Below are 15,018 nucleotides of genomic sequence, written 5' to 3' on the forward strand. Positions count from 1 at the left end.
CTCCAATCTCGCGCGGACCAGCAAGGTCGCCCTTAGATCACCGTCACTCTGCCTTGGTTGCCCACGATGGCCTTTGCCTCTGCCAACAACGGAATCGAGCGTGCGTTGACCTTGGCCGGTACCTCGGCACGCAGTACGCGCCCGTCCACCTGCTCGATAAAGATCTCCACGCGGTCGCCGCCCGGGTTGGCGGTAAGCACCGTGGCAAGACGCGCCATATTGCCCTGGCTAAAGCGGCTGTTGGGCACCATGACCTCAAACACCTTGGGCTTGTTGTTCTCCTCGTTGAGCTCCAGCGGCACGATCTCCTGCGCGATGATCTGGTCGCCGCGGTCCGAGCGCTCGAGCTTGCCCTTAATGCGCACAAACGCATCGGACAGCTGTGCACCGGTCTCGGGATCGACCTCGCCGTACAGGTATCCCTCGGCCTCTTTGTAGGTCTTGGGGAACACCACGACCGTGGCCTCGCCTTCCATGTCCTCGAGCTGCACGATGCCCATGGGGTCGCCGTTTTTGGTCACGCGCTTGGACACGCTCGAGACCATGCCGGCCCACCACAGCGCCTTGCCCTCGGGAATCTCCTGGTTGATGGTACCGCCCGTGGGGTTTTGCACCTCGTAGCCGGTATCGATCTGCGAGAACGAGAAGTCGCGTGCCTTGGCTAGTGCATACTCAAACGGGCGCAGCGGGTGGTCCGAGACGTAGATGCCCAGAACCTCCTTCTCCTGGCTCAGCTTAAGGTGACGGTCCCACTCCTGGCCATCCGGGTCGGGCACGCTCACCTCAAAGCCCGAGCCCTCAACGTCGCCAAACATATCGAAGAACGACGTCTGGCCACTCGCGCGATCTTTCTGGCGCTTTACCGCGGCATCGATGATGTTCTCGGGGTTGTTCTTATCCACAAAGTGCATCATCTGACGACGCGGATACCCCGTGGAGTCGAAAGCACCTGCCTTGATGAGCGATTCGATCACGCGACGGTTAGCCTGGCTCGAGTCCACGCGCTCGACAAAGTCGTGCAGCGTCTTAAACGGGCCGCCCGCCTCGCGCTCGGCGATAATCGCCTGCGCCACGCCGGTGCCCACGCCGCGGATGCCAGCCAAACCAAAGCGCACGCCTTCCTTGGTAGCCGTGAACTCGGTACCGGACTCGTTGACATCTGGCGACAGCACGGGGATGCCGTCGTGACGGCACGCCGAGACGTAATGCACGATCTTGTCGGTCTTGCCCGTGTAGGACGTCAGAACGGCCGCCATGTACTCGTGCGGATAGTGCGCCTTGAGCCACGCCGTCTGCATAACCAGGATGGCGTAGCCAGCGGAGTGCGACTTGTTAAAGGCGTAAGATGCGAACTCGAGAACATCGTCCCAAATCTTCTGGGCGACCTCGCGCGTGTAGTTGTTCTTGATAGCGCCGTTCATCCAGTGGTCGTAGGTGGTCTCGTCCGAGCCATCCTCCCAGTGGAGCACCGTCGACGTGAGCAGCTTGATCTTTTTCTTAGCCACGGGCTTACGGATACGCGAGTCCGATTCGCCCTTGGAGAAGCCGCACATCTCGACGGAGATGAGCATAACCTGCTCCTGGTAGACCATAGTGCCGTAGGTTTCGCCCAGGATGTCGTCCAGGCGGTCGTCGTAGGAGACGGCCGGCTCCTTGCCGTTCATACGGTTGATGTAGGACGAAACCATGCCGGCGCCCAGCGGGCCCGGGCGGTACAGGGCGATCAATGCCACGACGTGCTTGTACTCGGTGGGCTTCATATTCTTGATCGTGGCCGTCATGCCGGCGGACTCGACCTGGAAGACGCCGGCGGTGTGGCCGGAACCCATGAGCTTAAAGATCTCGGGATCGTCAAAGGGGATCTCTTCCTCTTTGATGTCGATGCCGAAGTTCTTTTTGATGTTTGCCTTGGCCTTGGAGATAACCGTCAGCGTGCGCAGGCCCAAGAAGTCCATCTTGAGCAGGCCCATGTCGGCAACGGTATGGCCCTCGTACTGGGTAATCTCGACGCCGCCCTTGGTGTCGAGCTTGGTGGGCACATGCTCGTTGACGGGGTCGCGGCAGATCAGAACGGCGCACGCGTGCACGCCCTCGCCACGGGTGAGGCCCTCGATCGAGAGCGCCGTGTCGATGATGCGGCGGGCGTCGTCGTCCTTTTTATAGGCCTCGGCAAAGTCGGGGTTAAACAGATCCTCTTTGCCGGGTTGTTTTTCGAGTACCTGCTTGAGCTTGACCTTGGGGTCGCTCGAGACCATCTTGGACAGGCGCTGGCCCATGTAGACGGGGTAGTCCAGAACGCGCGCGGCGTCGTTGATGGCCTGCTTGGCCTTGATGGTCGAGTAGGTGATAACGTGGGTGACCTTCTCGGGGCCGTAGAGCTGGCGAACGTGCTCCACGACCTCGAGGCGCCGCTCATCGTCGAAGTCCATATCGATATCGGGCATCTCGGTACGCTGCGGGGACAGGAACCTCTCGAACATCAGGCCGTTCTCGAGCGGGTCAAACGCGGTGATGTTCATGGCGTAGGCGACGATAGCGCCGGCTGCCGAGCCACGGCCAGGGCCGACGCCGATGCCGTTGTCCTTGGCCCATTGCACGTATTCGGCGACGATCAAAAAGTAGGCGGCAAAGCCCTTGTCGCAGATGACCTTGTATTCGTACTCAAAGCGCTCTTTGATGTTGACGCCACAGATCTCGCGCGTGGCCCAATCGTCACCATAGTGCTGGCGCAGGCCCTTCTCGCACTCGCGGCGGAACTGGCTCTCGTGCGTCTCGCCGGGATCGAGCAACGGGAAGCGCGGCAGGATGATGGAGTCCCAGTCCAGCTCCACATAGCACTTGTCGGCAATCTCGAGCGTGTTGTCGCAGGCCTCGGGGCAATACGGGAACATCGCCCGCATCTCCTCCTCGGTCTTCATGTAAAACTCCGAGCCGGTCATGCGCATGCGGTTGGGGTCGTCGACCTTGGCGTTCATGCCAATGCACATGATGACGTCCTGCACGGGCGCGTCCTCGCGGCGCAGGTAGTGGAAGTCGTTGGTGGCGATGACCTTGACGCCCACCTGCTTGGCAATATCGATGAGCGCGCGGTCCATCTGCTCGTCGGTCAGGCCGTTGTCGGTGGTGATGCCGTGTTCCTGGATCTCGATATAAAAGTCGCCGGGGTCGAAGGTGTCACGGAAGGTCTCGGCCCACTTGATGGCGCCTTCCATGTCACCGCGGTCGATGTACTTGGGAATGATGCCCGCGATGCAGGCGCTGGTGCAGATCATGCCCTTGGCGTGGCGGCGCAGGTTGTCGAGCGTCACGCGCGGCTTGTAGTAAAAGCCCTGCACGGCGGCCTCGGAGACCGTCTGCATCAGGTTGACGTAGCCCTCCTGGTCCTTGGCCAGAAGAATCATGTGGTAGAGCTCGGGCTTATGGTCGCGGGCGAGCGTCTCGTCCGGCGTAAAGTAGACCTCACAGCCAAAGATGGGTTTGATGACCAGGGGCGGCTTGAGCTCGTCGATGTTGCCCTTCTCGTCCCACATGGCCATGTCCTTCACATACTGGGCATGCTCGCGCGGGTTTTCCTCGGGATCGGGCTCCACCAGCTCGTCGCGGCGGTCCTTTTCCAAGAAGGCCTTGTCGTGGCTCCAGGTTTTGTACTCGGGCGTGTTGTGGTTGACGGCGTCGCAGGCCAGCGCCAGGTCGGGCACGCCATACATGTAGCCGTGGTCGGTAATGGCGACGGCGGGCATGCCCAGCTCTACGGCGCGGTTGACCATATCCTGGATACGGGTTGCGCCGTCGAGCATGGAGAAGACGGTGTGGTTGTGCAGATGGACGAATGCCATGTGATGAGCTCCGATGCGGGTTCGTGTTCTGACTGAACGATTTTACCGCACGGCGCGGACGGCACCCGAACCTAGCCAAACCCACACGGCTCCTCTTGCAGTTGCGGTGGAATAGTTCCCGCTTGGGCCACCTGGGCCGCAATGCAGGAACTATTCCACCGCAAGTTATCTGAGGATTAGAAGTTATAGGTGACTACTTGGGGCTCGGCGGGTTCGACGAAGATGGTTGGATCCGGCTGCTCCACGCGGACGAACTTGACGGTCACGGCCTCAAAGCCCGCCTTATGCAGAACATCAGCGTAGACGCGCGCCTGCAGGGCGTGCTTCTCCTGCAGCTGCTCCGGCGTCTCATCCGGCGTGCCGCCCGTCTTGTAGTCGATGACCAGCGCGCGTGACGAATCTGCCGGGTTCGTCGCCAAAGCGTCGATGGCGCCTTCGGCATATGCACCGTAGCGAGCGATGTCCTCGTCCTCGCAGCCCAGCGAAAAGAACGGCACCTCGGCGCGAACGCACGGCCAGGCAAGCAGCTCGGCACGGACCGCCGACTTGAGCCAGCGATTCAGGGCGACATCGAAGCGCTCGCGCTGCTCCGGCGTCAGGCGCCACAGACGCGCCAGCGCATCGGCGCGCGCAGCGGGCAGCGCATCGGCACCCATCTCGATGAGCCACTGGCAGGCGGCGTGGAACGCCGAGCCCAGCGCCATAGGGTTGCCGGCGGGCTCAACGGCGGCCACGTCTGCATCCGTCATCTCGGAACCATCCGACTCCGCATCATCGCCGGCCTCGTCCATGGGAACACGAGCCTCGGCGGCACGGTCTTCCGTCTCGGCATGGAGCGCCGCGGCGATTGATGAGTAGCTATACGAGTCACGCATCGGATACGGACAGATGCCCATGCGCACGCCCACTGCCTGGGGATACACAAGCTCAAACGAATCGGGCTTGGGGTCGGCAGGACCGGGGACGGTTGAGCGCGCAGCATTATCGGCGGCATCGGCATCGCCACGAACAAGCCTGCCCTCGGCATCCAGCGAAGCGTTGGCCTCAAACGCCTGCTCGCCAAACGTAAAGTCCGCGAGCGAAATGAGCTCGTAGTCGCCCGGCTGGGAGTTGTCGAACACCAGGCGGTCGGCATCGAGCTGCGGCATGTCCAGAGTGTCGGTCGGCAAAATACGGCGCAGCACGTCGTAGGTCAGATCGGTCTCGACGTCGAAGGTCGGCGCCGTCACCTTGCCGCGGCTCACGCCGGCATCCATCGCCAAGATCACCAGCTCGCGCGCACGCGTCATGGCAACGTAGAGCAGGCGGGCCCGCTCCTCGAGCGAAAGCCGCAGGTCGTCGTTGCGCAGGCGAGCAAATGCCTCGGCGGGAGAGCCCGTCGCGCATACGTCCTCCATAAGCTCTGGCGGCAGCCACAGCGACGTGCCCTTGCCCTTAAACGCGTGTTCAAACTGCTTTTTGACGTCATCGCCCTTCACGAAGGTCCCGTCGGCAAGCTTAACGCCATCGAAGCGCGCCGGCAGCGCCACGACATGCGCCCCACCGTCGACGCGACCCATCTGTGCCGCACCGGACGATTTGCGCACGCCAAAACACTCGGCAACCGCTACGACCGGATACTCCAGACCCTTGGACGCATGCACGGTCATGATGCGCACCGCGCCGTCGCCCTCCTCGTTGAGCGCGCCCGGGGCCTCCTTGCCCGCCAAGAAGCGGTCGAAGGCGAGCGCGATGGAGCGCGGAGAATTGCCGAGCTCGGCCTCTGCCTCGGTCACGGCGTCGAGCGCCTTGAGCACGTTGGCGGCAATGGCCTTCCCCTCGGGGCCGCGCTGCGCCAGACGCACGAACCAGCCGGAGGCATTGACCGCGTCGCGCGCGATGGCGGCGAACGAATCGCGTCCCACGCGACGAAGCGCGTAGCGCAGTACCTCGCGGGCACGCGTCACGAGCGGCAGGTTCTGCAAACCCGGCACATCGGAATCGCTCATGATGCCCACATCGATATTGCGGCGCGACGTCTCGCCCGTCCGCTCGTCGAGCTTGGTCGCCAGCGCCAGGAACTCCTGGACGCCGAGTGCAAACATCGGCGAGGCCAGCAACGGCATAAGACCTTGGGCCGTATCAGCCGGATTGGCGAGCGCGCAGACCAGGGCACGCACCGTCTGCACCTCGGCTGCCTGGGCAAAGACCGAGCCGCCCGCGATAACGCAGTCGAGTCCCTGGTCGCGGAAAGCCTGCGCGTAGACGTCGGCATTAGTCATACGGCCCAGCAACAACACCATGCTGCCCTGGGGCTGGCCCGCTTTAACGAGCGCTTGGAACCGCTCCGCAATCGCACGGGCTTTCGCCTGCGTTCGTTCCTGGGTGCTGCCGCCGGCAACGAGCAGCGCCTGGCGGCGCGAAGCCTTTGCCTTGAGCTTGTCCTCGCGATCGTCACTCGGCTCAAGATCCAAGAACCCCTGCATCAAACCACCGGTATCGCCGTCGAAGACGCGTGCTACGTAACGCAGCACCTCGTCATGGCTGCGGAAGTTGCGCACGAGTTTAACGAGCTCGCCAGCAGGGGCGTCGGCCACGGCAGTCGACTCGGGCGCAGCAGAGGAGCCCACCTTGCGCTCTTGGCGACGGAACACCTCGACCTCGGCGCCTCGGAAACGGTAGATCGACTGCTGTGCATCGCCCACGGTGCACAGCGCGCGCTCGCCCGCACCCGTCAGATAGCGAATCAGATCGACCTGCATCTGGTCGGTATCCTGAAACTCATCGATCATGACCATCTTAAAGCGGCCCTCATAGGCAGCTCGAATAGCCGGGTAGTCGCGCAGCGCCTCGTATGCCATGCGCAACAGATCGTTATTGTCGAGCGCGGACTGGTCGGCCTTGAGCGCACGGTACTCCGCCTCCACAGCACGGGCAAGCCCCACCAGCGCATCGAGCGCCGGGCCGCCGCAGGCAAGCACGATATTGATAAACGCATCGGCTGCCTCGGCCTTGAGTAGCTCCACCTGCTCCTTAGGAAACGCCTTGCTCGCGCGTGGCATGCTGCACGACATCATGAGTCTCGCCGCATCCTCCATGGTTTTGCCGCTCGCCTCAAACGCGTCGATGGCGTCGAGTGCCGCCTGCGCTTTCTCGGTCGTGGCCTTGCTTGCGCCCAGCGCCGCACGATAGGCATCGGCAAGCGCCGAGGTGTCGGCCTGGCCGCGCGCCACGCACACATCGTCCATGCCGCCCGGCAGCTGGCTCGATAGCTCCAACAGGTCGCGCACCAGGCCTTTGATGGTGGTACCGGCGCCAAACGGCCCGCCCTCGCCCGCCATGGGATACCAAGCGTAGAGGGCCTTAAGCGAGGCGGCGAGCTCGGGCGCGGCATCGGGCACCGTCGCGCGCCCCAGCACATGCTCGACAGCCTGATCCATAAGCTCATCGGTATCGGTGAGCACCGTGAACTCAGGATCGATGCCCAGCTCCAGCGCATGCGCGCGCAGGATACGCGAGCACATGCCGTGAATAGTCGAGATCCAAGCGTCGTCGACGGTCAGGGCCTCCTCGTCCATACCCTCTTCGATAAGCGCACGGCGCACGCGGTCGCGAATCTCGGCCGCGGCGTCTTTGGTAAAGGTAATGGCGAGCACCTGGTCCAGATGCTCGACAAACGGACCGGATTCGGGCGAGAGCGCATAGACGATGCGGCGCGTGAGGGTAAAGGTCTTGCCCGAGCCGGCACCTGCCGAGACAAACAGCGGGCGGTCGAGCGTTTTGACGACTTGCAGCTGTTGCGGCATCAAGGTCGAAAGATCCATGGTCTACACGTCCCTCCTTACAAACGTTCCTTCGTGGTTATACAAGCAGCGCGCATGCGCGGCCTGAGCCGACGTCGGGTCGACAGCGGCGACGATGCCCGCCTCGAGCTCGCGCAGGCGCTCGGCAATGCCGGTCTCCACGCGGTCGAGCAGCGCATCGAAGTCCATGTTGCCGCCCTCGCCCGGAAAGCCCTTCTTAAGGCCCGGAATGCGGCCGTCGCCGCGCTCTTCCTCGAGCAACTCGGCACTTGCGGCACCACGCAGTGCGGGCTTGCCGCCCTTGGTCGAAAAATAGAGCGCCGCACGGGCATCTAGACCCAGCGCCCGGCGCATGGCCTGCGCGTAGATGAGTGTCTGGGTATGGGGCGGCAGCCAGCGCGGATCGTCGATGGGGGCCTCGCCCGACTCCTCGTCGCGCACCGTGGGGTCGGCGAGCTTAAACTCCTCGACACCCGAACGATGCTTGTAGTCAATCACCACAGCGCGGTTCTCGGCGTCCACATCCACGCGGTCGATGCGCCCGCCGAGCGGCCAGCCGGCATACTCGACCTGGAGCTCGTTGAACGCAAACTCCAGGTAGCGCGGCGCGAAGGGCGCGAGCGCCTCGGACTCGTAGGCGAGCACGCCCTCCAGTTGCGGCAAGATCTCGGCCACCTGGCGCTCCTCCACTGGAGAGAGCGGCACCAGCGGGCCCTCGGTACCGCGCTTGCCGGCGTGCTCGGCCAGGGTCTCGGCAAAGACCTCGTGCAGCAGCTCCTTCGCGCGCGGCAGATTCATGGGCGTCACGCGCTCCATGCCCTCCTGCGGAAGACGTGCATGCAAGTGCTCCAGCACGTCATGGACAAAGTTGCCCTTCTCCATGTTGCCAAAGCCCGCATCGATGGACTGAGGTTTGACGCGATACGAAACGAACCAGCACAGCGGGCAGGTAGAATAGGCCTCGATCTGCGAGGCGGACGTCAGGCGCGGCACGAGCGGCGCGTCCTCGCCCTCGCCATCGCGACGACGCAGGACCAAATACGGCACGGCCTCGGCACTCAGATGCTGAGGGGCTTCACAGGTCACGCGTTCGCGCTTGAGACCTTCGCCTGCCGCGGGATCGAAGTCCCTTACGATATCACCCTCACCCACGCACTTCGCCTTGTCGGCGTCAGCGGCCTTAGCGTTGTCAGCGGCCTCGGCATGCGCCCGCAACTCGGTCCACACGGCAGCCGGATAGCACTCGCGCGCCTGGCGATCGTGCGTCACGCGGGCAAGCGCAACCGAGCCACGTGACGCCTGCATCGCGTGGCCAAAGCGCGCGCGCAGCAAGGCCGCGGGCTCAAGCGTCACGCCCTCGCGACCAAGGCTCGCCGTCAGCGTGGCCAGCGGCCCCTCCTCGTGCGAGAGCGGATAGCTGTCCAGATCGACATCGGCAAACAGCACGGCATCGTAGCTGCCGGGGCGCAGAGCTGCCGCATCGGCAAGCGAAGCAAAACGAACCTGAGCACGTGGCGCACGGTCAACCTCGTGGGTCTCGTAATCGTAGGCGGTGCTACGCTTGTCCACCTTGGTGCGAATGCCATCGAGCACGGGTACGGTCGCGGCCTGCGACACGTCGAGCGCGCGGGCGCCATTCATAAGGATCTCGATGACGTGGCGCAGCAAGGCCACCTCCGCCTGGTGACGAGCCTGACCGTCAAGGCCTCCAAGGGCGCGATCGGGCAACGCCTCGGCAACGGCAAGCATGGCCTTGAGCGCCGTCACGGGCTTGTCACGCCACAGCGCTTGGAACACGTCCGAAACCACACACGGTACGTTCTTAAACCAGTTGTCGTCGCTCGCCGCCTTGCGCGCGCCCCTCACCTGGCCCTGAACGCTCTGCAGCAGGCTCTTAACGCTCGCGGTAGTCTTGCTACGCGAGAGACGCATATTCTTATCGAAGGTACGGGCACTGACGGCATCAGCGCCCGAAAGCGGGCTGTAGATCCAGTCGGTAAGCTCCGGCGCGGGCCACCACTCGGTCTTTGACGCCGCGCCCTCATCGGCGGCCTTCATGCGCTCGATCAGGCCGGCAAGCGCCGCAAACTGCCTGCCCGCAATGGATTGGGAAAACGCCGTGAATTCAGTTGTCTCGGCAGCGATATGACGAGCCGCCAGACGAGAGGCGAGCTCACCGAACAGCTGGGGTGCCCGGGCAGAAACGACGAGCACGCGCACGGGGTCGGTGGGCATTGCAGTAGCTTTATCGACCTTGGACTCCTTGTGCGCTTTCACCAACTTATCGATGGCGTCCGCATAGACATGAGCACGGGCATGGGGGCCGGCGACCTCAATAAAGGCAGGCTGAGCGGCGGTCCCGCAAGCGGCATCAGGCGCGACGGCATCCTCCTCCAGCGGCGCGGCCTCAAACAGCACGCCGCGGGCATCAAATGCCGCGGCAAGCTCCTCGCGCATCGCCGCCTGCTCGCGGGCAAGCAGCACGACGACCTCTCCCCCATTGTTCGCCACGGCAGACAGCAGCTCGAGCAGACCGTGCGTAAACGACGTGATACCGCGCACACATACGGCGCGGGTGCACGCCGGCAGGCTATCGGCCAGGGCACCGGCCATAATGTCAGCTGCCTCGCAGGGCTCGACCATGTCTCGACGGTCCAAACCGCCCGCATAGGCGCGCAAAAGCTCGAATACACGAGCCTCGGCATCGCTTTTTGGCTTAGGCTGGCAGTTGTTGCCACCGCATCGCTCGGCCGTCGTCCCCGCCACACCCGGTAGCACGTCGCGAGCCATGCGCGCGAGCATGCGCACCGTGCCCTGGCTGCGCGAAAGCGGCTGCAGATCGGCATCATCGAGACGCGTGACCATATCCGAAAACAGCATCTGGCGTTGCAGGTTGTCGACGAAATCGCGCCCGTCGCCCAAAAGCTCCCAAAGCGAGCGAAGCCACGATGTAGGCGTCTTGTAGTCAATACCCAGCGAAACGCCGGCTCCCGCCGCATCATGACGGCACAGGTCGAGCTCGGCAAACGTAGGTGCCAGCAACACGGCACGCCCGTGGCGAGCGATAAGGTCGGCAAGCAACGCAGACTCGGCATCGCTCAAATCCGTGCCGGCATTGGTGGTATAGATTCGAACAGGCATGGTCCTCCGCTCAAACTGTTCGCAATAATCAATGCATCCATCCTACCCGCCCAAGCGGACAGATTTGCCCCACGCCAACAGATTTGATCCCTTGGGGACGGAGGAAAACGGATCATGGAGAGGGTCAGTCTAACCCGGTGATCCGTTTTCCTCCGTCCCCAGGGGATCAAAAAACCGCCCCCGGAGGAGCGGTTTTGCACAATTCGTTTTTGGCGCGACCTACTCGCCATCCTCCAGTTTAATGAGGATCTTGCGGTAGCCACCGTACTCGCCGTTGAGTGCCTTGGACACACGGCTCACCGTGGTGGACGAAGCGCCGGTACGCGCCTGAACCTCAACATAGGGCTCGCCCTCGTCCAGGTAACGCGCGACCTGCAGACGCTGCGATAGATCACAAATCTCGCGCGGCGTGCAGATATCGGTCAAAAACGCTTGGATATCCTTCTCGTCGTCCAAAAGGCTAAATGCGTGGACCAGCTGCTTGACATCAGGCTTGTCAAACATGTTCTCGATATTCATCGATCACCGCCAAACCCGCCAAAAGGCATCGAAGTTGATACTGACATCGGGCATCGTTCGCCCGTTCTATGCAATAGGGCAACGCCTGTGGCTTTTGCCCGTAGCAGTGTAGCACACCACCAAACTAAAGCGACAAGACTCTCTGCCAGCGGCGCGTTTTCTAGGACGAACGCCGTTTTGAAACCGAATGCGCACGCAAGCTCCATGAATATCTGAGACAATGGGCGCCCAAACACCGCGGCGCGCCCGCGCAACCATCCAGGTCGCCGCCGTAAGCCGCTTCACGCGACGCCAGCAATCCCGGCGCAAGAAAGGATTCACGCCATGCGCTTTATGCTTAACTGGCTCTTTACCTCAATCGCCATCGCGATCGCAACGTTTCTCGTCCCCGGCATTCAGCCCTTCGGCATGGCCGACGCCTGGGTGTGTTTTGCCTTCGTGGGACTGTTCCTCAACATCGTCGACTCGCTCGTCAAGCCGTTCCTGACGGTCATCTCGCTGCCGCTCACTATTATCACGCTTGGTATTTTTCAGCTCGTAGTCAACAGCTTTATGCTCGAGCTGGCCAGCTACCTGTCGGTCAATCTGCTGGGCGCGGGTATCTCCATTGCCAGCTTTGGATCGGCCTTTATGGGCAGCATCCTGGTATCCATCATGCGCAGCATTCTCGACAGCGTCGCCAGGAACTAAAGCAACCGGATACGGACCGCCACAACACGCCAAAACTAAGGCCGTCCATCGCAACGATGGGCGGCCTTGTCATTTGTCGAGCCTCAGAGGGCAGGAAAATCTACCATTTCTACCCCGTCCCCCAATAGCAGGTGGGGCTAGATGACGTAGTCGTAGCCCTCGTTGGGGGCGACGAGCGTATCGAGCGTCACGCCGTCGAGGTAGTCGTTGATGAGCTTGTCCAGGTTCTTCCACACGTCGAGCGTGGGGCACTCGTCCGAACGCGAGCAGCCCTTGCAGTCGCCGTCTAGGCATGCGACCGGCGCCAGGCTGCCCTCGGTCAGGCGCAAGATCTCGCCCACCGTATACTGCTCGGGCGGGCGCGTGAGCACGTAGCCGCCGCCCTTGCCGCGCATGCCCGAGAGCATATTGGCGCGCACGAGCGTGGCCAAAATGTTCTCCAGATATTTCTCCGAAATCCCCTGACGCGCGGCGATCTCTTTGAGGGGAATGCGACCTGCCGCCTGGTGCTCGGCCAGGTCGACCATAACGCGCAGGGCATATCTGCCCTTTGTGGAAACCAACATATATAGTGCTGCCTTTCGGTCTTTTAATTCGTAGAAATTCTAGCCGAAAAATTGGTTTTGAAAATACCTATTCCCGTCAAGCTGGTTAATCGACTCGTAATAATCTTCTATTTCCTATTGCGTTACTAGGCTTTACTGTCTACTATGCTTGCCAACAGCAAATAGAACAACCCATGAGGTTTGTGGGTTTCGCTGTTACACACACCGTGAAACCACACGGTATCCAGTCATTTGAACACTTTGGAGGTTCACCATGAGCAATGTTTATACGTCCATCGATCAGCTTATCGGCCACACCCCGCTTCTGGAGCTCACTCACTTTGAGGCCGATGAGGACCTCAAGGCCCGCGTACTCGTCAAGCTGGAATACTTCAACCCCGCCGGCTCCGTCAAAGACCGCGTCGCCAAGAACATGATCGACGAGGCCGAGAAGGCCGGCAAGCTCGTGCGCGGCGGCGACTACACCATCATCGAGCCCACGAGCGGCAACACCGGCGTCGGTATCGCCTCGGTGGCGGCGGCTCGCGGCTACAAGGTGATCATCACCATGCCCGAGACCATGTCCGTCGAGCGCCGCAAACTTATGCAGGCATACGGCGCACAGCTCGTGCTCACCGACGGCTCCAAGGGCATGAAGGGTGCCATCGCCAAGGCCGAGGAGCTGCAGAAGGAGACGCCCAACAGCATTATCGCCGGCCAGTTTGTGAACCCCGCCAACCCCGCCATCCACAAGGCCACGACCGGCCCCGAGATCTGGGATGACACCGACGGCGAGGTCGACATCTTCGTCGCCGGCGTTGGCACCGGTGGTACCGTGACCGGCGTGGGCGAGTTCCTCAAGGAGCAGAACCCCGAGATTCAGGTCGTCGCCGTCGAGCCCGCCACCTCCCCGGTGCTCTCCAAGGGCCAGGCCGGCCCGCACAAGATCCAGGGTATCGGCGCCGGCTTTGTGCCCGACGTCCTCGACACCCAGGTCTACGACGAGATCATCCCCGTCGAGAACGACGACGCCTTTTCCACCGGCCGCGCCGTGGGCCACAAGGAGGGCGTGCTCGTGGGCATTTCGTCCGGTGCCGCCGTGTGGGCCGCGCTGCAGCTGGCCAAGCGCCCCGAGAACGAGGGCAAGACCATCGTGGCCCTGCTTGCCGACACCGGCGAGCGCTACCTGTCCACGGCGCTCTTCCAGGACTAGGGCCCGTCGCCCATAGGTTGAGCCCAGGGCGAACCGGTCTCCTCTCTCCCGGCAGTCTGAGCCCATCCCATCAGGGTGTCCCACGAGACGTCCGAACTTGTTACAATGTCTGCGGCGCGGAACCAGCCTCCCGCGCCGCTTTTCTTTTTTTGGCCACATGCCACCAAGGAGAACCTCCCCATGCACAACAAGCGCGTGCTCGTCGCCATGAGCGGCGGCGTCGATTCCAGCGTGACTGCGTACCTGCTCAAAAGCCAGGGCTACGAATGCGTCGGCGCCACCATGCGCCTCACCTGTCCCGCGCCCGATCCCGTCACGGGCATGAATAAGGTCGACCGCGACATCGCCGATGCGAAGGCCGTCGCCGAGCGTCTGGGGATACCCCACCATGTGCTCGACTTGCAGCAGACCTTCGACCACAGCGTTATCGAGCGCTTTGTGAACGCCTACCAGGAGGGGCTGACGCCCAACCCGTGCATCATCTGCAACCGCCACATAAAGTTTGGCGCGTTGCTCGGTGCGGCGCTGGACATGGGCTGCGACTACATCGCAACGGGTCATTACGCCAAAACAAGCCAGACAGTAGACGGCACCTGGCAGCTGCATCGCGGCGAAGATCCCAAAAAGGACCAGAGCTACTTTTTATATTCGCTTACGCAGGAGCGCCTGGCGCACACGATCTTTCCGCTGGCAGGCCTAGACAAAGAGCGCGACGTGCGCCGCATAGCCGCCGAGCAAGGCTTTACCAACGCCCAGAAGGCCGAAAGCGAGGACATCTGCTTTATTCCAGACGGTGACTACGCGGGCTATATCGAGCGCCGCTGCGGACATCCCGCTGCACCGGGCGACATTGTGTGGCGCGACGGCAGCGTGGTCGGACGCCATAACGGCGCGTTGCGCTATACCATCGGCCAGCGCAAGGGCTTGGGCGTCGCGATGGCGCATCCCGTGTATGTGACGGGCGTCGATGCCGCCAACAACACCGTGCATCTGGGCGAGGCCGAGGACCTAACGGCCACAGCACTCACGGCCGACGACTGGATCTGGAGCGCCCCTGCCGACCGCATGGAGGCAGAACTCGATGCCGGCGGCATTCGCGTGGGCGCCAAGTACCGTTACCGTCAGAAAGACCAAGCAGCGACCCTTACGCGCGGCGAAGACGGGCAAATGCTGCTGACTTTTGACGAGCCGCAGCGAGCCATCGCCCCCGGCCAGGCCGTTGTAGTCTACCACGGCGACATCGTCCTCGGCGGCGGCACGGTGACCGGCGCACTTAAGTAGCCCCATCCCCT

General features: G+C 62.7%; 8 protein-coding genes. 3 read left to right on the forward strand and 5 right to left on the reverse strand.

Annotation, left to right across the window (positions count from 1 at the left end; translation table 11 throughout):
• Positions 1-32 precede the first annotated feature (32 nt).
• The 4 genes from dnaE to AB5767_RS03300 form a co-directional block, all read right to left on the reverse strand.
• Complete coding sequence (dnaE, locus tag AB5767_RS03285; RefSeq protein WP_368130714.1) at positions 33-3,836, reverse strand: DNA polymerase III subunit alpha; 3,804 nt, start codon at positions 3,834-3,836, stop codon at positions 33-35.
• Positions 3,837-4,012: 176 nt separating this feature from the next.
• Positions 4,013-7,639: a UvrD-helicase domain-containing protein gene (locus AB5767_RS03290; RefSeq protein WP_368131339.1), complete on the reverse strand. Its 3,627-nt coding sequence runs from the start codon at positions 7,637-7,639 to the stop codon at positions 4,013-4,015.
• 3 nt (positions 7,640-7,642) lie between these two features.
• Complete coding sequence (locus tag AB5767_RS03295; protein ID WP_368131338.1) at positions 7,643-10,759, reverse strand: PD-(D/E)XK nuclease family protein; 3,117 nt, start codon at positions 10,757-10,759, stop codon at positions 7,643-7,645.
• Positions 10,760-10,978: 219 nt separating this feature from the next.
• Entirely contained in the window at positions 10,979-11,278 is a 300-nt protein-coding gene (locus AB5767_RS03300; protein WP_022094855.1) for a YerC/YecD family TrpR-related protein, read from the reverse strand.
• A 324-nt stretch (positions 11,279-11,602) separates the two neighbouring features.
• Between AB5767_RS03300 and AB5767_RS03305 the strand changes: the two genes are divergently transcribed.
• The gene (locus AB5767_RS03305) at positions 11,603-11,968 is read left to right on the forward strand and encodes a phage holin family protein (RefSeq protein ID WP_118079521.1); all 366 of its coding nucleotides are present in this window, start codon (positions 11,603-11,605) and stop codon (positions 11,966-11,968) included.
• Positions 11,969-12,105: 137 nt separating this feature from the next.
• Here the strand turns inward: AB5767_RS03305 and AB5767_RS03310 are convergent, their stop codons facing one another.
• Positions 12,106-12,534, reverse strand: a complete 429-nt coding sequence (locus AB5767_RS03310) for an RrF2 family transcriptional regulator (RefSeq protein WP_117583966.1) — start codon at positions 12,532-12,534, stop codon at positions 12,106-12,108.
• Positions 12,535-12,787: 253 nt separating this feature from the next.
• On the opposite strand from AB5767_RS03310, the gene cysK reads away from it, so the two are divergent.
• Complete coding sequence (gene cysK, locus AB5767_RS03315; protein ID WP_368131337.1) at positions 12,788-13,726, forward strand: cysteine synthase A; 939 nt, start codon at positions 12,788-12,790, stop codon at positions 13,724-13,726.
• 180 nt (positions 13,727-13,906) lie between these two features.
• Positions 13,907-15,007: a tRNA 2-thiouridine(34) synthase MnmA gene (gene mnmA / locus AB5767_RS03320; protein ID WP_368131336.1), complete on the forward strand. Its 1,101-nt coding sequence runs from the start codon at positions 13,907-13,909 to the stop codon at positions 15,005-15,007.
• Positions 15,008-15,018 lie beyond the last annotated feature (11 nt).

The organism is Collinsella aerofaciens (assembly GCF_040926265.1).
GTDB classification, from domain to species: Bacteria; Actinomycetota; Coriobacteriia; order Coriobacteriales; family Coriobacteriaceae; genus Collinsella; species Collinsella aerofaciens_BB.

What these genes read in the sequence shown, in the direction of transcription:
- AB5767_RS03310 (WP_117583966.1), bottom strand. Translation starts at nt 12,534, where the DNA reads ATGTTGGTTTCCACAAAGGGCAGATATGCCCTGCGCGTTATGGTCGAC.
- AB5767_RS03290 (WP_368131339.1), bottom strand. Translation starts at nt 7,639, where the DNA reads ATGGATCTTTCGACCTTGATGCCGCAACAGCTGCAAGTCGTCAAAACG.
- AB5767_RS03295 (WP_368131338.1), bottom strand. Translation starts at nt 10,759, where the DNA reads ATGCCTGTTCGAATCTATACCACCAATGCCGGCACGGATTTGAGCGAT.
- dnaE (WP_368130714.1), bottom strand. Translation starts at nt 3,836, where the DNA reads ATGGCATTCGTCCATCTGCACAACCACACCGTCTTCTCCATGCTCGAC.
- cysK (WP_368131337.1), top strand. Translation starts at nt 12,788, where the DNA reads ATGAGCAATGTTTATACGTCCATCGATCAGCTTATCGGCCACACCCCG.
- AB5767_RS03300 (WP_022094855.1), bottom strand. Translation starts at nt 11,278, where the DNA reads ATGAATATCGAGAACATGTTTGACAAGCCTGATGTCAAGCAGCTGGTC.
- mnmA (WP_368131336.1), top strand. Translation starts at nt 13,907, where the DNA reads ATGCACAACAAGCGCGTGCTCGTCGCCATGAGCGGCGGCGTCGATTCC.
- AB5767_RS03305 (WP_118079521.1), top strand. Translation starts at nt 11,603, where the DNA reads ATGCGCTTTATGCTTAACTGGCTCTTTACCTCAATCGCCATCGCGATC.